Source organism: Salinicoccus jeotgali, assembly GCF_039538805.1.
Lineage (GTDB): Bacteria > Bacillota > Bacilli > Staphylococcales > Salinicoccaceae > Salinicoccus > Salinicoccus jeotgali.
In genome coordinates, this window is the sequence record NZ_BAABCK010000069.1 from 74,539 (window position 1) to 96,260 (window position 21,722).

Annotated in this window: 18 protein-coding genes, 3 pseudogenes and 1 riboswitch; of the genes and pseudogenes, 11 read left to right on the forward strand and 10 right to left on the reverse strand. The window is 39.6% G+C overall.

Annotation, left to right across the window (positions count from 1 at the left end):
• Positions 1-40 precede the first annotated feature (40 nt).
• The 4 genes from ABD734_RS11280 to ABD734_RS11295 all read left to right on the forward strand — a co-directional run bounded on the left by ABD734_RS11280 (position 41) and on the right by ABD734_RS11295 (position 2,930).
• Positions 41-316 carry a YciI family protein gene (locus tag ABD734_RS11280; protein ID WP_344704374.1) on the forward strand — a complete coding sequence of 92 codons (276 nt, stop codon included), beginning with the start codon at positions 41-43 and terminating at the stop codon, positions 314-316.
• Positions 317-495: 179 nt separating this feature from the next.
• Positions 496-2,211 carry an anthrax toxin lethal factor-related metalloendopeptidase gene (locus ABD734_RS11285; protein ID WP_344704376.1) on the forward strand — a complete coding sequence of 572 codons (1,716 nt, stop codon included), beginning with the start codon at positions 496-498 and terminating at the stop codon, positions 2,209-2,211.
• A gap of 156 nt (positions 2,212-2,367) precedes the next feature.
• A complete protein-coding gene (locus ABD734_RS11290; protein WP_344704378.1) occupies positions 2,368-2,556 on the forward strand; it encodes a hypothetical protein in 189 nt (62 codons plus the stop codon).
• 29 nt (positions 2,557-2,585) lie between these two features.
• On the forward strand, positions 2,586-2,930 hold the full coding sequence (locus ABD734_RS11295) for an Hsp20 family protein (RefSeq protein WP_344704380.1): 345 nt from the start codon (positions 2,586-2,588) through the stop codon (positions 2,928-2,930).
• On the opposite strand, the pseudogene ABD734_RS11300 reads toward ABD734_RS11295, so the two are convergent.
• Positions 2,894-3,145: pseudogene (locus ABD734_RS11300) on the reverse strand (IS30 family transposase); the annotation flags it as partial. The gene ABD734_RS11295 and the pseudogene ABD734_RS11300 sit on opposite strands and share 37 nt — an antisense overlap.
• A gap of 58 nt (positions 3,146-3,203) precedes the next feature.
• The gene (locus ABD734_RS11305) at positions 3,204-4,121 is read right to left on the reverse strand and encodes a LysR substrate-binding domain-containing protein (RefSeq protein ID WP_344704382.1); all 918 of its coding nucleotides are present in this window, start codon (positions 4,119-4,121) and stop codon (positions 3,204-3,206) included.
• A 118-nt stretch (positions 4,122-4,239) separates the two neighbouring features.
• Between ABD734_RS11305 and ABD734_RS11310 the strand changes: the two genes are divergently transcribed.
• Both ABD734_RS11310 and ABD734_RS11315 read left to right on the forward strand, forming a co-directional pair.
• Positions 4,240-5,280, forward strand: a complete 1,041-nt coding sequence (locus tag ABD734_RS11310; RefSeq protein WP_344704384.1) for a YeiH family protein — start codon at positions 4,240-4,242, stop codon at positions 5,278-5,280.
• Between the two features lie 443 nt (positions 5,281-5,723).
• Positions 5,724-6,947 (forward strand): MalY/PatB family protein, encoded by a 1,224-nt coding sequence (locus ABD734_RS11315; protein WP_344704386.1) that lies wholly within the window; start codon positions 5,724-5,726, stop codon positions 6,945-6,947.
• A 45-nt stretch (positions 6,948-6,992) separates the two neighbouring features.
• Here ABD734_RS11315 and ABD734_RS11320 read toward each other — a convergent pair.
• From ABD734_RS11320 to ABD734_RS11345, 6 genes and pseudogenes are all read right to left on the reverse strand, one after another.
• Positions 6,993-7,388: pseudogene (locus tag ABD734_RS11320) on the reverse strand (IS30 family transposase); the annotation flags it as partial.
• A gap of 521 nt (positions 7,389-7,909) precedes the next feature.
• On the reverse strand, positions 7,910-8,857 hold the full coding sequence (gene lipA / locus ABD734_RS11325) for a lipoyl synthase (RefSeq protein WP_344704388.1): 948 nt from the start codon (positions 8,855-8,857) through the stop codon (positions 7,910-7,912).
• Between the two features lie 45 nt (positions 8,858-8,902).
• A complete protein-coding gene (locus tag ABD734_RS11330) occupies positions 8,903-9,715 on the reverse strand; it encodes a lipoate--protein ligase family protein (protein ID WP_344704415.1) in 813 nt (270 codons plus the stop codon).
• 221 nt (positions 9,716-9,936) lie between these two features.
• Positions 9,937-11,238: an NtaA/DmoA family FMN-dependent monooxygenase gene (locus tag ABD734_RS11335; RefSeq protein WP_344704390.1), complete on the reverse strand. Its 1,302-nt coding sequence runs from the start codon at positions 11,236-11,238 to the stop codon at positions 9,937-9,939.
• An 11-nt stretch (positions 11,239-11,249) separates the two neighbouring features.
• Entirely contained in the window at positions 11,250-11,999 is a 750-nt protein-coding gene (locus tag ABD734_RS11340) for a 3-oxoacyl-ACP reductase (RefSeq protein WP_344704392.1), read from the reverse strand.
• Positions 12,000-12,101: 102 nt separating this feature from the next.
• A riboswitch (TPP riboswitch) is annotated at positions 12,102-12,204 on the reverse strand.
• Positions 12,205-12,425: 221 nt separating this feature from the next.
• The gene (locus ABD734_RS11345; RefSeq protein ID WP_344704394.1) at positions 12,426-13,385 is read right to left on the reverse strand and encodes an IS30 family transposase; all 960 of its coding nucleotides are present in this window, start codon (positions 13,383-13,385) and stop codon (positions 12,426-12,428) included.
• Positions 13,386-13,508: 123 nt separating this feature from the next.
• Between ABD734_RS11345 and ABD734_RS11350 the strand changes: the two genes are divergently transcribed.
• The 3 genes from ABD734_RS11350 (at position 13,509) to ABD734_RS11360 (ending at position 16,697) form a co-directional block, all read left to right on the forward strand.
• Positions 13,509-14,759, forward strand: a complete 1,251-nt coding sequence (locus tag ABD734_RS11350) for a DUF3991 domain-containing protein (protein ID WP_344704396.1) — start codon at positions 13,509-13,511, stop codon at positions 14,757-14,759.
• Positions 14,760-15,159: 400 nt separating this feature from the next.
• Positions 15,160-15,999 (forward strand): transporter substrate-binding domain-containing protein, encoded by an 840-nt coding sequence (locus tag ABD734_RS11355; protein WP_344704398.1) that lies wholly within the window; start codon positions 15,160-15,162, stop codon positions 15,997-15,999.
• A 14-nt stretch (positions 16,000-16,013) separates the two neighbouring features.
• Complete coding sequence (locus ABD734_RS11360) at positions 16,014-16,697, forward strand: amino acid ABC transporter permease (RefSeq protein WP_425568423.1); 684 nt, start codon at positions 16,014-16,016, stop codon at positions 16,695-16,697.
• Between the two features lie 206 nt (positions 16,698-16,903).
• Here ABD734_RS11360 and ABD734_RS11365 read toward each other — a convergent pair whose 3' ends face one another.
• Both ABD734_RS11365 and ABD734_RS11370 read right to left on the reverse strand, forming a co-directional pair.
• Positions 16,904-16,999, reverse strand: a complete 96-nt coding sequence (locus ABD734_RS11365; protein ID WP_344704402.1) for a type I toxin-antitoxin system Fst family toxin — start codon at positions 16,997-16,999, stop codon at positions 16,904-16,906.
• A gap of 61 nt (positions 17,000-17,060) precedes the next feature.
• Positions 17,061-18,320, reverse strand: a pseudogene (locus tag ABD734_RS11370) (Y-family DNA polymerase).
• Between the two features lie 720 nt (positions 18,321-19,040).
• Here ABD734_RS11370 and ABD734_RS11375 point away from each other — a divergent pair.
• Both ABD734_RS11375 and ABD734_RS11380 read left to right on the forward strand, forming a co-directional pair.
• Positions 19,041-20,102 carry a PTS sugar transporter subunit IIC gene (locus tag ABD734_RS11375; protein ID WP_115337949.1) on the forward strand — a complete coding sequence of 354 codons (1,062 nt, stop codon included), beginning with the start codon at positions 19,041-19,043 and terminating at the stop codon, positions 20,100-20,102.
• Positions 20,103-20,122: 20 nt separating this feature from the next.
• Positions 20,123-21,052, forward strand: coding sequence for a 2-dehydropantoate 2-reductase (locus ABD734_RS11380; RefSeq protein ID WP_344704405.1), 930 nt, complete (start codon positions 20,123-20,125; stop codon positions 21,050-21,052).
• The last annotated feature ends 670 nt before the right edge of the window (positions 21,053-21,722 follow it).

Consider the following 21,722-nt stretch of genomic DNA (forward strand, 5'->3'; position numbering starts at 1 on the left):
CATGGTAATATGATGACAAACATTCAGAAAGAGTGATGGAATGAAATATTTTGCTGCTTTATCTCCAATGAAAGATGAAGAGAAAAGTAAAGCGTACCGCGAGCAACATCTGGATTTCATTAAGGAAAAGCGCGAAGAAGGCAGTGTCCTGATGTTCGGCCGCTTCACCGATGGGGCAGGGGGACTTGTCATCTATAAGGGCGAATCAAAGGAAGCGGTCGAGGCGCTCGTGTCTCAGGATCCGTACATTGTGCACGGGGCCCGATATCTCCAACTCCACGAGTGGGACATGCAGACAGATTATACAATCAACTGAATGGTGATATATGAACATCAGGTCTTGGTTTAAGCCATCAAGACCTGACTTTTTTGTGTCGGAATTTAAAACAAGCAGCAGTTATCAACCAAATTGATAATGCTAAAAGCTGTAACATAAGTGTGAAAGATGTATCATAGGGAATATAGAGCATAAGAATAGTGAAGGGAGGGGAAATCATGAAACAGAAACTACTTACAAGTGCAGTCCTCCTGATGAGTCTGATGATGATTTTCACAATTTATGCGCCCCAAAACACCTTGGCAGCCAGCCAAAGCCTCAATAATATGCTGGAGATCCGAAGCGATGATGGGGTTTATGATGCAAACGAAGCAAGTGCGATGACCAATCGCCTCAATCGTGTCGATGAACGTATTTTGTATCATACAAGTTTGGCGGGGGTAAAAATCATATTGACTGATATGCCCCTTACTGAGCTGCCGGAATTCCAATACTTATCCGGCGTCACCCCCAATGGTTGGGAAGGGACGGGATCCACATGGGATGATGTGCCCGGGGCTGGAGGATATACGACAGCTGCACGCATCGGCTACAGTAATCCAGGCAACGGCCACTCGACGATCAATCTCGAACTGCATGAGTATGGACACGCCGTGGATGACTTTGCGGCTGGAACGACGCTCAGTGAAACACAGGAATTCCTGAACATCATGAGCCAGGAAAAGAACAGCCTGTTCCATGACCATGAAGTGCCGTCTTATTTCGATGCACCGGGGGAATATTTCGCTGAAGCATTCGCCATGTATTATCTGGGGGGTAATGCGAACGCAAAACTCGCAAACCGTGCGCCCCAGACATACCAGTTCATGCATACGCTGCACAACCGTCTGATCAGCATCCAAGGAGCAACAGGCAACACCACCCAGTTTGCGTGGGATGCAAACAGCAATGCAGCCTATTATGAAGTGTACCGGAACAACCAGCTGATCGACACCACCACGAAGACTTCCTATAAAGACACAGGGCTCGAGACCTCTACCAGCTACAATTATTATATCCGCGCAATGGGAGCAAACGACAACCCGTTATATGCCTCGTACTACAGGACCGCAACGACCGGTAACCAGGCAGACGCCCCAGAGGTAGACCGGACAGGACTTGAGCAGATGGTGGCAGAAGCAAAAAAGGTGCCGCTCGAAAAACGCTCTCCAGCACTCCAGGCCGCCCTTGAAAATGCTGAAGAGCTGCTGCAGACCGAAAATGTGAAGCAGGCACAGTTGGATGAAACGGAACAATCGCTCAAATCTTCCATCTCAGACAATGAAGATGTACAAGTATCGAAAGATAGCAACCAGGAATCGTCGTCGAAGGATAAAGAGAAAAAAGACTCAAATAAAAAAGAGGATAAGACATCAGACTCCAAAGATGAATCTTCTGGAGAGAAAGAAAAATCCAATTCTGAAGAGGCAGCCGGCAATACATCCTCCGAAGAGCCAGAAGACGGATCATCGGAAGAAGCAACTGCTTCCAATAAAGACGGATCATCAGAAGAATCCTTCGAAGCTGTAGGGGAAGAAGCGGAAAATGAATCATCAGAAGAGTCAGCTTCCACCACAGAGCAGTCTTCAGAAGAGTCTTCCGGAGATGCTGAAGAGACAAGTTCTGAAGAGGCAGGTGGAGATACTTCATCTGGAGAAGCTGAAGAAGATACTGCTGAAGCAGAAGCAGCATCCGAAGAAACAGGTGAAGACTCAAAAGAAGAAACAGCTGAGGATGAAACAGAAGAAGAGAGTGCCGAATCAGTTGATACAGACAAAGAAAGTGCCCAGGCAAGCGATGGAGATTCATCGAATGTAGTATTAATATTCGGTTCAATTCTATTGTTTATACTTGGTCTTGTGGCCGCAATTGTATTATGGATGAGAAGAAATTGATATTGGAAGACGAGTGCCATAATTGTGGCATTCGTCTTTTTTGTTTGTCATATAATATGATTGGGAGGTAGTGCCAAGCATTATTTATTGACCTTTATTGACCATTATGATATATATAAAGTGTAAGGATAATATAGATGTTTAGGAGGAGATGATATGATGAAAGAAACTGATATCATTGGACGCAATGAACCTCTGAAGTCTAAAGAACGAGATTATGAACGTAAGCGAAGCCATACGAAACTGACGATGCCTTCTTTTGTCGAAATGGAAGGTTGTCAGACTTGGGAAGAATATCTAAAGTCAATTGATTTATGGAGAAAAATCAATAAAAAAATAAGTTGATTTAAAATTACTGTAAGGAGTGATTTTTCATGGCTTATGATCTGAAACCATTCAACGGAGACTATTTTGATATGAGTCCAAGTGAGATGTTCAGAGATTTTGGTAAACAATTCTTCAATAATTTCCCGGAAATCCAAAGTATAAAGACAGATATTAAAGAAACAAAAGATAAATACGAACTAGAAGCTGAGTTACCAGGATTCGCCAAGGATTCTATCGATGTATCCTATGAAAATGGAATGTTGACGATTGCAGCTGAGAATAACCTTGTGAATGAGCAAAAAGATGATGAAGGAAAAATAATTCAAAAAGAAAGATCATATAATAATTTCGTTTGTCAAAATAAGCTAGACAGTTCCTTTTCACCCATGTAACTCAAAAAGACTTCCAATGGTGTCCGGTAGTTCAATGATTTTCTTGGGATGTGGTTTCACTTGGCGGCAACCAATGAGGTAAGAGCCTGGTCGACCGTGTTGAAATCCATGTTTTTGGAGAGCTCATCCTTTCTGAACAATCCATTGGAATGTTCATTCAGTCCCTGCTGTGATAGTGTCTCCTGATCGGCAAAGTAGATGGACAGATCATACTGCTTCAGCAATAGTACATATTTATATATTATCTTTAATTTTTAGGGGAGTTAAATCGGATTACCCCGGGCGGTCTGCTTTACTGAATTCAGTCAACTCCTTCTCTTTATGCAACATATCGACAAATACTTTTAATGCTTTTGTTTGAAATGGGGAATTTGTCAAAATAAAAAAATTTCTGGCTAAAGGTAGTCCTTTTATATCGAGGGTTTTTAAATCACCATTACGCAGTTCTTTTTGTACAGCCCATTCGGATAATAAGCTGACCCCTGAACCTGCTTCAATCATCTCTTTAATGGCTTGAGTACTGCCGAAATTCATAATTTCCTTTGGTGATATATCAAGCTGATGAAAAAGTTTTTCTGCAGCTTCTCTTGTGCCTGAGCCTTTTTCACGTAAAATCCACGTCTCATTTTCCAAATCTTTGATTTGAATTTCTGTCTTTTGTTTTACAAGCGGATGATTGGAGGCAGCGACTAGAATCATGGTGTCTTTGGCGAATTCCTTTGTACTCAGATGCTCATCTTGATTAGAATGTCCTTCTACGATGCCGACATCCAGTTGATGACGAAGAACGGATTGAGCTATTTCTGCGGTGTTGCCGATGACAACGGCCGGTTTGACTTCAGGATATATTTCTTTCATTTTTGCAATGATATGTGGAAGAACGTATTCTCCAAATGTATAGCTCGCACCGATTGATAACGGACCACTCACTTTATTGACAAGGTCATCCACCAACAGATTCATGCGAGAGTGCAGACCTGCAATTTCTTTTGCGTGATGATAAACAATTTCTCCTGCTTTATTAAGACGAACATATTTATTTGACCGTTCCAGTAATCGGACATTAAAATTCTCTTCCAATGCTCGGATATACTGGCTGACCGCCGGCTGTGTCATATGCAGCTCTTCGGCAGCTCTGGAGAAGTTCTTCTTCTCTGCGACAGTGATGAAAACTCGTAATTGTTGATCCATCTTATCATCCTCTCTCCTGTTCATTTTACTATAACAAATTACTTATTATCATCATCATAGATAGTTATTTTTATTATATCTATCCATACTTTATTGTTAGTAAAGGAGGTGTTTTTAGATGGGATTGCCAAACAAGCAACAAAACTCTGGGGACAAGGAAAAGCAGTTTGCCAATCAAGCGGCTTGGTTTGGTGGAATCGGATTTACATTCTTCATTGCATTGATTGGATTTTTAGTGGCGTTGGTCCCAGGATTTGATAGAGTGGGACAGCTTGCCTGTGCGATTATCATTGCTGTCATCTATCGTCAGATATTTGGATATCCTGAGGCAATTCGATCAGGGATAGCATTTTCCTCCAAACGGTTACTCAGAGTGGCAATTATTTTATACGGGCTGAAGCTGAGTATTGATACAGTATTGAGTGACGGACTGGGGCTTTTAGCAATTGATGCAGGTGTTATCATTTTTGCGATATTTGCAATGATTTGGCTTGCTAAAATATTTAAAGCGGATAAGAATATTTCCCTATTGCTTGGTGTTGGCACAGGTGTATGTGGCGCTGCAGCAATTGCGGCGGTTGCTCCAATCATAAAAGCAAAAGATGAGGATACTGCCATAGGGGTCGGCATCATTGCATTGATGGGGACTATCTTTGCAATAACTTATACGATATTGCGTCCAATCATTCCGCTCGATGCGATACAGTATGGTGTTTGGTCGGGCACAAGCCTGCATGAAGTTGCACATGTTGCTTTGGCGGGAGCACCTGCAGGAGAGGATGGACTGGCGATTGCATTACTCAGTAAATTAGGACGTGTCTTCTTACTTGTTCCGCTGTGTTTCATCTTGATTGCAATCTTTCAAAGGAAAAATAAGGGAAATGTTGAATCTGAAGCGAAGGTCGAATTTCCTTGGTTCCTTGTGGGTTTTATCCTTTTCAGCCTTTTGGGCAGTTATATTCTAGGTCCAATCATTCCATTTCCTGAAAGTGCAAGGCAAAGTGTCTCAGTTTTAACAGAATGGCTATTGACTGCTGCAATGGTCGGTCTTGGGTTAAATGTAAGTTTGAGAGATTTACGTAACCGTGCGTTACGACCATTAGCTGCAATGACGGTCACGTCGATCATATTATCTGTAGTCGTCTACTTTATCGTTTAAAAAGAGTAGGGTTCTGAGTGCAGCTATATAATTCATATCAGGTGTGGCGATAATATCCTGAGAATTACGTTGAGATGGCGAAGGACTATCTGTATGCATCTAAGTTAGCACTGTAGTTCTTTATATCACTGTCAAAGAAAATTATGCTCGAGGTACGGTGATCCTGTGATGGAAATAGCTATCTATGAACACCAGTTCATTAGTGGTGATATGAGTATTCCAGTGATTTCTTTTGTCCGAAAAACATTTTGCGTGTATCGTGTGTCGTCCTTTTTATGTGTCCAGTTTAGTTTTGCAACAAGCATAATTAGATTCAAGCAACTTACAAAATAAATAATCTTTATGTAATACACTGCTGTTTCTTATCAGGATATATGTTTATTCGAGTTTAATGATAATATTTTAAATATCTGAATTTTTCATGTAAAAAGGAGTATGGGGAAATGCAATTCAATTTCAATAAAATTACTACAAGAAAAGATACGAACAGCGTTCAATATGAAGGTACCGAACCTATATTCGGAACGCAATGCCTGGAACCTTTTTGGATTGCCGATATGGATATTGAAACACCTGAAGCAATTAGAGATGCTATGAAAAAACGTCTTGATAATGGAATTTTTGGCTATACAATATGGCAAAATAAGGAGTTTTATGAACCGATTAAACATTGGTGGCAAACGCGTTATAATATCTCTCTAGATGACTCTGATATTCATTATTCACCGACAGTCTTGTTTACTATAGGAGAAACGATGAGGCAGGTATCGAGCGAGGAAGATGGCATTATAATAACGACTCCCTCATATAATATATTTCCTAATCTAATTGAAAGCAATCACCGCAAGATTGTAGAGTCTCCTTTAATTTATGATAAGCGCTCAAAAGAATATTTTTTAGATGTCGATCATTTCACCTCATTATGCAGAAATGAGAATGTGACTATGTACATACATTGCAACCCCCACAATCCTACAGGAAAAGTATGGTCAAAAGATGAACTCGAAACCATTAAGAATATATGTGAAGCCAATAATGTTTACTTGGTCAGTGATGAAATCCATATGGATTTTGTAAGGCCGAAAGAAGATTTTGTATCGGTCATTGATCTATCGGAAGAAAGCGATAAAATATTGGCGGCCACCTGCCTCGGTAAATCTTTCAACTTGGCCAGCATTCCCCATTCTTATTTCATTACAAAAGATAAAAAATTGGCTCAGGTAATTACCGAAACAGCCAAAGAAGTATATCAGGTCAGTAATGTTTCCAGCCTGGCTCTCGCAGCAATTGAAGCAGCTTACACTGAGTGTAACGAGTGGATAGATCAGCTTAATGATCATATTCAAGGTAATTTTGAGTATATCAATGACTATATTAATGAGCATCTTTCTGATTGTTTATCATTTGATATTCCAAAAGCCACTTATCTCGGATGGATTAGCTTTGAAAAGTCCGGCTTTGATACTGACGTAGTCCATAAAGCTTTCATCGACATTGGAGGCATTGCAGTATCTCCGAGCAAGTTATTTTTAAATCATGAGAATAACCACTTTAGATTCAATGCTGCCTCCAACCGGATTCGCATAGAAGATGGGATGAGGCGTATTAAGGATACCTTTGATTATTTATATGATACTCAAAATTGTAAGTCTGGGACCTATATTTAATTGGGTATTTTCTATAAATCGAAGTATCTTTTCATCTTTCGTTTGTCAAAATAAGCTAGACAGTTGCTTATCACCCATGTAACTCAAAAAGACTTCCAACGGCGCGCAGTAGTTCAGTGATTTTATTGGGATGTGGTTTCTTCTTGCAGAGACGGATGAGACAAAAGCCTGACTGACCCTATTAAATCCATATCTTTGGCCAGCCCCTCCATTCTGAGCAATCCATTGGAATGTTCATTCAGTCCCCGTTGAGACGGTGTCCCCGGATCGGCAAAGTAGATGGACAGGTCATTCCGATTGCTCATCGACTGCCAGTTGGAGAATTCCTTGCCACAGTCGAAAGTGATGGATTTGAACAGGTTCCCGGGCATCTTTTGACACCATGTATTGATGGCAACCTCGATATCCTGCGCCGTTCCGGCCTTCGGGTTTTAGTGTAACACCTGCCGTTGTAAACGACTGTCACGACTGCGTTGAATTCACTGTATCATAATCGTTATGAAATCACTGAATAGGCTGGTAATGTACATCGTATCGACATAAATGATATTGGGTTATGCTGTGGAGGATCACCGACAATGTTACGGGCTGAAGCTATCGGACAAGACACACCCAATTCGAAGTATTCACCAGATATGGAAAAGCATTATTATAATTACATCATTAGACTCCAAGCCTCCCTCAATTCAATACTGTAAAGTGGTCTAAGAACAGTAATATACGCTCCTCATTTTCTTTGAAAAACCTTTGAGGAAACGAAGAAAAATATAAGGTCTGACATACTTTAGATGAACAGTACGTCAGACCTTATCAGTTTGGCATTTTTCCTTCAGGAACACCTTAAAGGGTACGAGGTCTTTCAGAGTACGCCGGAAAAAGGAACTGCCTGAACCACACACCGAAAGAGAATTCTTGACTTGTTGAAACAGAATAATTACAGGTATTCATAATCACTATGTTTATCACCTGAATGTAAAGTCAACCTGCGAGTTTTCCTGGGCTTCATAGCCTTTCATATAGTTAATACGACGCTGTGCTGATGCTTGATTGACTTGCTCATCTGCATGATAAGAAGAACGGACAAGTGGCCCAGACTCACAGTGACGGAAACCTTTTGATAGTGCAATATGCTTTAACTCCGCAAATTCATCAGGATGGTAATAACGCTCGACCCGCAAATGTTTTTTCGTCGGTTGTAAGTATTGACCAATTGTCATAATATTCACATCATTTTCCAGTAAATCATCCATGGCCTCAATGATTTCTTCTTTCTCTTCTCCCAAGCCCACCATAATACTTGATTTCGTTGGTACGTCAGGAGCAACCTCTTTCACACGCTGAAGCAGGGTTAGTGACCTATCATACATTGCTCTAGCTCGTACTTTTTTAGTCAATCTTCTCACAGTCTCAATGTTGTGGTTAAAAATATCTGGTTCACTGCTCATTAAAGTATGCAAGCTCTCGTAATCACCTTTCATATCAGAAGGTAAAATTTCGATGGTGCAACCAGGGTTTTTTCTGCGGATCGCCCGGACTGTCTCAGCAAAAACCGCCGCACCGCCATCTTTTAAATCATCTCGAGCGACGGCTGTAACAACCACGTGCTTCAACCCCATTATTTGTACAGAATCCGCGACACGTTCTGGTTCATTCCAATCTAATTCATTCGGCATTCCTGTTTTAACCGCACAGAATCGGCACCCACGTGTGCATGTATCACCAAGAATCATAAATGTAGCAGTTTTACGCTCGCTCCAACATTCATAAATATTTGGACATCTTGCTTCTTCACATACCGTATTTAATTTTTTATCTCGCATCAATTTCTTTAATCCTGAGTATGATCCATTAGTATTGATTTTAGTTTCTAGCCATTTAGGTTTACGCAGGTACTCTTCTTTTTTAGACATCGAAAGTACACTCCTTCAGTAGTTGATATAATGCAAGTAGTTGTTTTAATTCATAATTTGGGTCGCGTATTTGCTTTTTGCCAATTGATTGATTTCATCCCACTGTGCATCGGTCAATGTCATCGGTTTAAACTTGACATCCAAGCCAGTTTGAAAGCCATGATAAAAAGCGTCCACTAACATATCGTATGTGTAATTTTGATTTGTAATCGCATTAATAGCGATGGCCTTTTCATAAAAAGAAGTACGCTTTTTCTCTCTCATTCTTTCAGATGGAAAAAGGAAAAGATCAAACAACATTTTTTCATTAATATTCATTGGAATTGAGCCATGTTGTAGTAAGACATCATCTTTACGTACTTGAGCATTGCCTGAAAGTTTTTTATCATCAATAATTAGTTCATAGTAAGTAGCCTGTTCAAAACAAACCGATGATCTGCCTTTAATTATTTCTTCTCTCGATGGGTAAGCATAATCAGCTTGTATGCCCAAATTACGATACCCTTCTAAGATCCCTCTTGTTAAAATATGGTACGCTTCACGAACAGATGTGGGTATGAAGGGATGATCCTCCGTCACGACAATACTATAGGTTAGCTCATCATCATGAAGTACGGCGCTACCGCCCGTCAAACGCCGAACAAAATCGCAGTTATATCGCTCAAGTGCAGAAAAATCAATCCGTTTATCTACTCTTTGAAGTCTTCCTACGGATAGGCTTGGTGCTGACCAACCGTAAAATCTTAATGTAGGGGGGATAACTCCTCTACTATGCCAATTTAATAAAGCCTCATCAATCGCCATATTGGTAGCCGCATTGTTGTGTCCTGTATTCAAAAATCCCCATTCTTCTGGCATCATAACCCTCCTCCTTATTAGATCCAACCTAATTTTTTAAAGTGATAGAAAAAATGCAGATATTTTCTTATTATTAAATTCCTTGAGTGAAAGTAAAGAAGTGAATCACAGTTTATTATAAAACAGTGATTTTTTTAATATTTATCAAATAATTTACTTTCAAAACTTAAAGTACCTGGAAAGTTGAAAATTTTCGGTACTTCAAAATAAAAATTGAAATATTAATATAATGATAGCATTTCTCTTAAGTTTTCTCCATTGTAATTTCTTCTAAAAATTTTGCGCTTTTGCATTTCTGGAATGATGAATTCAACAAAATCTTCCAGACTGCCTGGGAGTGTTGGCGGCATCAAGTTGAAACCATCTGCGACACCTGCCTTCATCCATTTTTCGATTTCATCGACAATTTCTTCAGGCGTACCAATAAGTGTCAAGTGTCCGCCTCCAGCGTTTAGGTAACCGAGTAGTTCACGGACTGTCGGATTTCTGTCTTCTATGATTTCTAACACAGTTTGATAACGCCCGACTGGGCCTGTGAATTCTTCGATTGGGGGCAATGCAGGGACTTTTTCATCGAGTTTCCACGATTTTGTGTCTTGCTGAACAAAGAATTCGAGTTGCTTCAGCGCAGTATCAATTGGCAGTAAATCGTCTAATTTCGCTTTCTTTTCTTGTGCTTCTTCTTTTGTCTTACCCACATAAGTCACTAGACCTGGAAACACTTTGATTGAGCAGTCTGGCCGATGACTTTCTCTTATTGCCCGATCTAATTTCTCACGATAGGCTTTTGCTTGTCTTAAGTTCCAAGCAACTGAGTAGACTGCATCGGCATATTTCGCAGCAAGTGCCACGCCTTCTATTGATGCCCCTGCTTGCATCGCAACCGGTTTTCCTTCCTTTCCTAAAGGCAGGGTTAATGGCCCCTTTACTTGGAAGTAATCTCCATTATGGTTGAACGGTTGAATGTTATCGTTTTTGGTGATTTTATTGTTCGCTCTGTCTGGACTATAGTCATCAATGGACCACGATTCAAATAATTTATCCATGACTTCTGCAAATTCATCTGCTTTCTTATAACGCACTGCTCTTTCCGGTAATTCCAGCATACTGTGATTTTGTGCTTCGTAATCGGACATTGATGTCACCAGGTTCCAGCCCACACGTCCTTTTGTTATATGCTGCAGTGTGAGTAACTGCCTTGCTGAAGTAAACGGGTTATTAAACGTTCCCGAAATAGTTGAAACAAGTCCAACGTTAGCTGTGACATTACTCATGGCAGTTAATACAACTATTGGATCAAAATAACTCGTTGGCAATTCCGTAGCACTATAAGCAGGGAAGGCTTGTGCATCTGCGAAAAATACCGCATCGAATTTTCCACGTTCAGCAATCTTCGCCAAATTTTCATAGTATCCAATTGTCGTAAATTCATCTATGCTCGAATCTGCTGTCATCCATGCTGCCTGATGATGTCCTACACCATACAATAAAACTCCTATATTTAACTGTTTCGGATTAATCATAATATATCCCCCTAGTTCATAGTAAGGCCGCCATCCACCGTGATGTTCTGCCCCGTAATACCATCTGCTGCTTCGGAACAAAGATAAACCACCATATTCGCAACATCTTGAGGGGATGTGACTTTCCTCAATGGTGTGGATTGTGCGATTAAATCAAATACTTCAGGTGTTGTGGCTGCACTTGCATCTGTTGTCTTCAATAATCCGCCCGAAACGATATTTGCTCGGATGCCGTGCTGACCAAGCTCTGCTGCAACATTTCTGGTGAACCCAATTAAAGCAGCTTTTGCTGTTGTATATTCGTGATATGGTACCACAGGGTTTTGATATAGATTCGTTCCGATGCTAATGATTGCACCCTCTTTTCGCTCTAGGAATTGGGGGAGGGCACTTTGTGATACGTTGAACGCGGCTTTTAACGTGCCGTCTAGTTGTTGTTCATAATCTTTGTAGGTTAAATCTTTAAATGCTTTTTGAGTAGTTGGGTCAAACTTGAAGTTTACGAGTGCGTTGTTTACTACAACATCAATCTGCCCAAAATGTTCAGTCCCTTTTTTAACTAACTGTTCAACTTCTTTCCTATTTGTAACGTCTGCCTGAATAGAAATTGCTTGGGGTCCGATTTGCTTTTGCAACGCTTCTGCTTCTGATTTGCTGCGATTGTAGTTAATGATGACATTAAAGCCTTTTTCACTCAATTTTTTTACGATGCATCTACCAAGACCTCTGCCACTTCCTGTTACTAAAACTGTCCTTGCCAAGTAAATACCTCCTCTATTTTAGAAAAAAAATACGCAACCTTCGTAAGAAGGTTACGTATCGAGAGCGAATTATATACACCTATAAAGGCATAGATATTTAGCTGTATCGAAGTAACACTTTCCTACGCTAGTTTTAACTAGATCAGGTTCAAAGGGTTTGAGGTTATCCTCATCTCAGTTTACAAAAACGCCCCTAGTGCAAATTTATTCTATTTAATATCATTGTAGTACTTCTAAGAGATACGTCAAGTAAATAGTGAATACTTTGAAATTTATTGAATAAGCTGAGCAGGACTTCTCATCCAAGTGAATCAAAAAAATTCTAATGAGGTCCGGCAGTATATTGAACGTGTTTCTACTATTATATAGGGGTCGTTCATTGATGGAAATGGCCCCTGTATATGTTATTTTTCATTTCTTCGTTTGTCAAAATAAGCTAGACAGCCTGCCTACATTCATGTAACTCATAAATGCTTCCAGCGGTGTCTGGTAGTTCAAAAACTTTCTGGGTATGTGGTTTCTCTTGGAGGCTACTGAAGCAACCATCCTCTGATCCACTGTGTTGAAATCCATATGCTTGGGCAGGCCGTCTTTCCGAAGCAGTCCATTGGAATGTTCATTCAATCCTCTTTGGGAAGGCGTGCCCGGGTCGGCAAAGTAAATATCAATATCATTTCGGTTGCTCATTGACTGCCAATTTGAGAATTCCTTACCACAGTCGAAAGTAATGGATTTGAACACATTTCTGGGGATCTGATGGAACCATGCGTTGATGACTGTTTCAATATCCTTTGCAGTCCGGCCCTCGGGCTTGAGGGTAATGATCACTTTCGACAGCCGTTCTACAAGTGTCACAACGGCACTTTTATGATGGATGCCGACAATGGTATCGCCTTCCAGATGTCCAAATTCTTCTTTGAATGCTGGGTAGTCCGTCTTTCTGTCAGAGAGTTTCCGTCTGAAAGCCTGTCTCCCACGGCGTTCCTTATGGCCGTTGGGTTTTCGCTTTCCTTTCATCGTCAAGGTGGAAACATCAAAGTCTTTGCGCTTGAACATGCGGTACAATGTGCGGCTGGAGCAGTTGATCGGCTGTTCACGGCGACCGACAATCACATCCGGCGTCCATCCTTGCGCGACCTTTTCTGCCACATATGCGCGTTGATCATTCGACAGCACCGTCTGTTTTCGACCGCAACGCTGCTTGTTTGCCTTGTAGCGCTTATAGAAATCCAATGCGGTGTGACCGTCTTTCAGGAAAGTGACCACATTGTGGACGGTCTGACGTGCTCGGCCAATCTGTTCTGAAATCTTTGATACAGAGACATTCTGATGGAAATAAGATTCTATAATTACAAGTTCATCCGTGCTAAGATGGGTGTAGGTCATTCGTGATCACTCCTATGATTTCTTTGGTCGGAAATACATTTTGAGTGTATCACGAGTGGCTTTCTTTATGTGTCTAGCTTAATTTTACAATCGGCGATCCTTAAAAAAGAGGAGAGAAGGACTATGAAAGAATACTCTCAAAAAGAGATACAGCAACTGTTTAAAGAAAGAAAACCGATACCAAAGGAACTGGTCACTCAAGCTCAAAAAGCAGATCTCATTGATGTGATTGAAAAGCAGGGCGATGTCGTCATCCACGTATCTGATAAGTACGCAAAACTCGCTGAACATGACAGTTTTGTGATTGATAAGCAAAATAACTCATTCTTCTGGAACTCACAAGATTTAAAAGGGAATCCGATCAATTATTTAAGAAGTGTTCATGATTATAGCTTTAGAAGTGCCATTAAAGAACTCACTTTAAATGATGAGTACAAAACCGCAGAAGTCAATGTCGATAAAGAACAAGAACCCTTTGTCTTTCGGCCAGATGAGCTGTCGGAAGACACTTCCGTCGCAAAAGATTACCTCGTTAATCAACGAGGCATCAATGAAGACTTAGTAGATACACTCATTGATAAAAAACTCATACAGCAAGATCACAATAACAATGTCGTATTTTTGTGGGCGAAAAATAAAGAAGTCGTCGGCATGGATAAGCAAGGCACTCAACCTGATAAACGGTTTAAACAAGTCGTCAAAAATTCGGATGAAAAGCAGGGCTTCAATATTACGAATGGACGGCCGGAAAATCTGTATGTGTTTGAATCCTCGATTGATTTATTAAGCCATGTCAGTATGTACAATCCGCCAAATGCACGGCTGGTTTCGATGACTGGGTTAAAACCACAGACATATTATCATGCTATCGGACAGATTTATGAAGAAACCAAACAACCGCCAAAAAATGTGGTGTTTGCGGTAGATAGTGATGTCGGCGGAGAAAGCTTCATGTTGGAACACATCAACAATAAAATCGAACATCGAGAAAGTGATCGCACCGTTCAAAACTTTGTTGCTTCTCCGAGACATCAAAATTTTGAACAACTGGGCGAACCGAGTGATTTGAAATCGTGGCATCAGGTGAAAGATTTTAATGACATTTTGACGAATATTCAATCCCACGATGTTAAAATGCAGTATCAGCCAGTCGTTTTAGATAAGGACACATATTTTGATACAATCGATTATCAGAGTAAGTATGAACGAGTCTTAGATAAGTTGTCTAAAGAGGCTACAAATAGTAAAGACATCTCTTCTTGGAAAATCGCAAAATCTATTGCACAAGAGCAGTACCCTCAAAAGAATTCAAAAGAAAAGTCAGAAGCGAAACAAAAATCGCCATCTGGATTAGAAGTAAACGATATTCTGTAAATCTGGGGCGCATACAGCGCATTTTAATGGACAACTATCCATCTAAAATTACTAACTTGCCTTAGAATCGCTCTCTCAGCACTGGAAATAGTGAAAAATCATGGGAAATATAACCATAAGTTCGGTATGCGGTGCCACAGAGGCTTCAAAAAGGCAAAACCAGAATTATTGCAGATGTTTGAATCGCTGGAGGAACAAGTTTAAACAAGTAAAACACTGGCTGACGAAATTCAAAAGGGATAGGGTCATTTACACAAAATTATTGACGCCCCCGTTTTTTATCGCGTATAGTTATTAATGTTGTTGACAATAAGTGATAAGTACCTTGTTTTAAAGACATAAAGCATTTACAATATTCGTGTTAATTTTTATAAAACGTGTTAGAAACGAGGGGAGAAAGTTGCGTTTAAAGGGGTGTTTGGTAGGCGTTGGATGTCTCCTATTTGTGTTAGGGGGCTGTGGCCAGACAAGTAATCATGCTAATGATGACACATGGGACAAAATAAAAGAAGAGGGGGAACTGGTTGTCGGAACACCTGGAACACTGTATCCTTCTTCTTATTATCCGGAAGACTCTGATGATTTAACTGGTTACGATGTTGAGGTGATGAAAGAGGTTGGCAAACGGCTCGATCTAAATGTGCAATTTGAGGAACTTGGCTTTGACGAGATGTTCGCTGCATTGCAGTCAGGGCGGATTGATGTGGCGCCGGCCGGAGTAAGGGGTGAAACCAAGAAGAAATTTTCCTACAGCAAGCCGTATAAATATTCTTATGCGACCATGGTTGTGCGTAACGATGAAGTGGATGATTTCACATCACTTGAAGACTTGGAAGGGAAAACAGCTGGTGGTGCAGCAACAACGGTATACAGCGATATTGCCCGTAAATTTGGCGCTGAAGTCAAGACCTATGGAAATGTCACGAATGATGTCTATTTAAGAGATGTTGAGAATGGCAGAACGGATGTTGTGATTAATGATTATTACTTACAATTGCTGGCTCTAAAAGCACTTCCCGATTTGGATGTCACGATTCAGCCAGATTTAAAATTTTATCGATCTAACCAGCATGCTGTTATCGATAAAAATGCTGATAGATTAAAAGACAAAATTAATAAGACTTTGACTGATATGAAACAAGACGGTACCCTTACTGAACTGTCTGAAGAATTTTTTGCCGGGGAAGATGTCTCAGAGAAGCCGGATGACGATATTCGGACTATCGAGGGTATTGATTAGTGTTTGACCTAGAAATGGATCAAGTTCAGTTGAATGGATTGTTTGATTGGCATTTAGCATGGGATAGTCTTCCATTCCTTTTAGAAGGTGTACCAGCCACATTAACCGTATCCTTTATTGGAATGGTTATTGGCTTAGTTCTAGGTTTCTTTTTGGCTCTGGGGCGCGGTTCGAAGTGGATTATCTTAAGATGGCCGTCACGTCTTTATATATCGTTCATGCGCGGAACACCTATCCTTGTATTTTTGTTCATACTGTATGCAGGGCTGCCAGCGATTGGCATTGAACTGTCCGCTTTTTTAGCTGCTTCGCTGGCATTTGGCCTAAATAGCGCGGCTTTCATCGCAGAAATTAACCGTTCATCACTAAGTAGTGTTGATAAGGGGCAATGGGAATCGGCTAAGGCTCTTAATCTGGGATATTGGCAGACAATGCGAAAGATCATTTTGCCTCAGGCTGCTCGAATCGCTATCCCGCCATTAACAAATGTTTATCTCGATTTGGTGAAGGCAACGTCACTCGCCGCTGTTATTACAGTTCCGGAATTATTTCAAAAGGCGCAAATTGTTGCTGGGCGCACGTATGACTCGATGACCATGTATATTCTTGTAGCCCTTATTTACTGGCCTATTTGTATGGTTATTTCCGCATTGCAAGAAAAGATGGAAAAACGATTTAGCAAGTATATGGAGCATTAATGATAACCCTATCCCTGTTTCTGATTTACGATATCCGAAATATATTTAATTCATTGCTACAAAATATATCAAGAACGTCTCACTTAGTATTTTGATTTTTATTAATTGGAATGATATAATATAAGTAACAAAAATCAGTTTCATGGAATCACCGAACCCCCAATCTACTGGCATAGATTGGGGGTTTTTGGTGTGGTTATTGTCGCCTACTTATTGTTACGCTTATCTAACCAATAGACAAAAAGCGCAACAATGCCCCCTGCGATAATTGGGGCAATGATGTTAACAAAAATCAGTTCCATGGTGTTCACCTCCTTCCTGGTCGATGTTCGCCCAGGAAGTATAGGCGACGATGATATTGTATCATTTTTTATGCCCCGCAATAAGGTTCGATCGGTGCTTTAATGTAGATGCATCGGTTAGACTGATCGCCCGTAATATGCTGGCTTCTCCGAACCGTCTTTTGATTTTATCAATTGTGTCGTGCAGTTTTTCTTCTTTTAAGTTTGCATCCGTATCAAACAGTGATAACTGCATCACTGAGTCCGGTATCAAATTAGTGAGTGATATATTAACTGTTCTATATAGTTCGTATGGATCAGCCACTTTTTTAAGATGATTCCATATCAATGTGACGATTCTATTCGAATGATTCGTCGCTGTTTTTATCGTAAATTGCTTTCGATATATTTTTCCATCTTTTGTACCGATAGAAAAAGAAACTGTCCGTGCGAGCTGTTTGGCTCGTCTAATACGGTAAGTCACTTCATCAACGTGTTCCAAAAGGATGACATACAACTCATTAAATTTATAGTCTCGCAGTAGCACCTGACTTTTCGCAATAGATGGACGATGTACCATATGTTTATCCCTTATTGCACTTTCATCAATCCCATTCGCATGGAGGTGCCAGTCCACACCAATGATGCCAAAATCTCTTTTTAAATATTGCCACGGATAATTTGCCAGATTTCCAATACTGAAAATTCCCCGATGATTGAGTTTGATTTCACTTTTTTTATTGATCCCCCAAAACTTTGACAACGGTTTAATATTCCATAATTTTTTATCCACATCCTGATATCGCCATTCTGAAATACCATCAGGCATGCGTTTTGCTTCTGAATCTAATGCTACTTTACTTAATAGTAGATTCTCTCCAATGCCGATGGCACACTGGATCTGTGTGGCATCATGAATCTCTTTCTTTAAGCGCTTCGCAAAGGCTTTCGGTGTATTAGAAAATAAATGATAGCTATCAGTAATGTCCATAAAAAATTCATCTATGGAATATTGATGAAAGTCTTCCGGATGAACATATTTCAATGCAATTTCAGAAATTCGAGTGGAATATTCGATATAGGTCTACATAGAAGGATTTATAATATAAATATCACTTCGTGAAGGAATCTCATACAAGCGGGAACCGGTTTTAATCCCCAGTTTCTTTAATTCAGGTGTTGCTGCAAGAACCACTGAGCCTTTTCTTTTTGTATTTCCAACGACTGCTAATTTAGTAGTTAAAGGATCTAGCCCTTTTAAGATGCATGATACACTTGCAAAAAAACTTTTCTGATCCACACAAAGAATATCTCTATTACAACATAAATGATAATTGTACATAGCCGCCCCCCTATTAAATCGAACGTATGTTCTATTTATAATATATCATAATTTGAGATAGATATTATAATGTTTTCAGGAATGGGTAGAAGCTTTAGTTCAATTGAAATCGCTATTAGAATATTTTTTCACAGAAACAATAGTATTAGTACTTAAAATGGCATAAAAGAACAGCTCCATCAAAATGCCAATATCGCAACTGTTCTTTTAGTTGCATTTATTTTCTTATGCAGCTCCCACCACTTCTTAATTTAAGAACAAAACTATGAACAAGAAGATAAGATAGGGGCTAAGAAAAAGAAAAGTACTTAAGATGATGAAGTTACGCTTTTTTAACGTAACGGCTATTACCACTCCAATCAAACCACAAATAAATGTGCCAATTACGGTGACAAAAGCGCCGTATTCTACAAAGAAAAACCAGTAATAAGACAGCAAACCTAAAACAAATATTATCCACCAACTAATATAAGCGATATTTTCTCCTCCCCAATTTTGTTCATATAGCCATAATATTTTTGATCTTCTTCCATTCAAATCTTCCTTTCTAATAATTGTTCTCTTTTTATTGTAACGCAAATATTATTTTGATTTACCAGGGATTGGTTTTTATTAAACGAGAGAACTGACAATTCAGAATTTAATTCAGGGGATTGTCAGATAGCATAGTAAATGGTATATTTATTGTGAGATAAATCACAAATAGAAGGTGGGAATTACATGGATGGAGCTAAAGAAAGAATAACACCAAAAAAATTCTTGTTTAATATACTCAATGGGGTGGCCCTTGCGATTGTTGTTGGTCTAATTCCAAATGCGATCCTCGGAGGGCTGTTTGGGTACCTTGCTCAATATGGAGATATTTTTACTACGCTTCAAAATGTGGTCGTAGGTATTCAATTTACTATTCCTGTCCTGACCGGTGTATTGATTGCAATGCAGTTTGGTATGACTCCATTACAAACAGTCGTCGTGGGTACGGCTGCTTTCGTAGGATCAGGTGCTGCTGAATTCACAGATTCCGGGTGGATTATAACAGGAATTGGGGATCTCATTAACACGATGATTACTTCAGCCATTGCAGTTGGAATCATGTTAATCATCAAAGATAAACTCGGGAGTCTCAGTATCATTCTGCTCCCCATTATTGGCGGGGGGATTGCGGGATTAGCTGGTATATTACTTTTACCATACGTAAACACAATTACCCTTGGACTCGGGCTACTGATTAATAGTATTACAACTACACAGCCTATAATTATGTCTATTCTTATATCAGTGTTGTTTTCAATAGTAATTATCTCACCTGTTTCTACTGTCGCAATAGCATACGCAATTGGCATCTCGGGGGTTGCAGCGGGTTCCGCAGCAATTGGAGTCGCTTCAGCTGCAATTATGTTGTTCATTGGCACGTATAAAGTAAATAAAATAGGAGTGCCCATCGCAGTTATACTTGGGGCGATGAAAATGATGATGCCGAACATGATCCGCTATCCAATCCTACTGCTACCAGTAAGTTTAACAGCAGCAGTGTCGGGGCTTGTCTCTGGTTTACTTAACATCCAGGGCACCCCTGCATCAGCGGGATTCGGACTTGTGGGTTTTGTAGGTCCAATTCAGTCCATGGCTTTGTTAGATGGCGGCATTGGGAGTGTCATATTTAAAGTAATCGTTGCATACGTTATTGTTCCTTTAATTTCAGCACTCCTATTCCACTATCTCTTCGTCAAAATACTTAAGATATATAAGCCAACTATTTTCTATTTTGAAGCAGAATCATAATATGGAAGGATGTATAGTAAATGAAAATTGCAGTAGCAGGCGCAGGTGCACTAGGTGGTAGAGTAGGGATACAGCTTCACGAAGCAGGTGTTGATGTAACACTCATAGATAAATGGGAGGAACATGTCAACGCCATTAACGAAAAAGGAATGGAAGTACACACAGAAGATAAAGTATATCAAGTTCCTGTAAAAGCAAAATTATTGGAAGATATAGATGAATCATATGATTTAATCATTATTTTAACTAAAGCCATGTATGCAGAAGACATGCTGCAAGCATTGTATGAAAAAAATTCAATACACGCAGAAACAGCAATCCTCACTATGATGAACGGATTAGGCCATGGGGACCGTCTAGCCAAGTATGTGTCCAAGGATCGCATATACTTGGCAGTGACGATGTGGACCGCTGGACTCAAAGGACCGGGACAAATTGTATTAACAGGATCAGGTGGCATCCAGATTCAAAGAGCAGATGGCATTGCGTCAAAAATGACAGAGGAAATCAACGATATATTCAACACAGCTAACCTAAACTCTATTATAAGTAGCGACGTTCAACATTCTATTTGGGCTAAAGCAACCTTAAATAGTGTCTTAAATCCTTTATGTTCAATTTTGGATAAAAGGATTGGGGAATTTGCCGCCTACGGTGCCGTAATTGAAATGATCACCCCAATAATTGAAGAAATTATAGAAGTTGCAGCAGCTCGTGGTATAAATTTAGATTTTGATGCTTCATTAGAAAAAATCAAAGCGGCATTCCCTGACAGTGCGGCGGGACTGCATTATCCATCGATGCATCAAGACTTGGCAAAAGGTGTTCAGACAGAAGTGGATTATCTAAATGGTAAAATCTCTGAATATGGAAAAGAATATGGGATTAAAACCCCGAATAACGATATGATTACTCATCTAATTCATCAATTGGAAATGAAAAATCATTAAAATAGATTAGAAATTACAAGAGTATAAAAGTGGAAATTTAATAACTGAGTTATATCCGATAAATTATATGCCGAAAAAACGTTTATCAAAGGCCGTTGATTTGCAGGAAAGAAAAATTAAAAAGAATGGCTTAATCTAGACTCGCTGAAGTCCGATTAAGCCATTCTACTTTATCCCTGATGTTGGAGAGGATAAAGCGGGTTTTAAAAGGGTTGTATCTGTCACAATAAAAGGACAATGCTATTTATCATGTTGTATTAAGTATGTACCCCCTTATAGGATATTAAAACTGTTTAATCAAGTGTTTTATTGGGTTTAATAATGAGTGTTCGCTTATCTTACTTACATAAGCAGTTAATGGATCATCACACGCAGAAGTTCAAATAAGCCTATATGAGTCCTTTTATCTGCTATCTGTCTGCATTCTACTATAAACCGTTCGTAAAAGTATATGAAAAAATGAGAACGTTCACATTCAATTTTTATATGTTTACGAACGCACATTACTATACGTTCAGACCAATATACAAGGCGTTCGCTAATGTGTACTTTTGCGAACGATAAAAGAAAATAATTTTACTAATGATGAATGTTAATTTAATGGTAATAACATAAAGAATTACAGAAATAGTGGAAAAACAAATTTTTTAAAAGCTCTCATATGTATGAC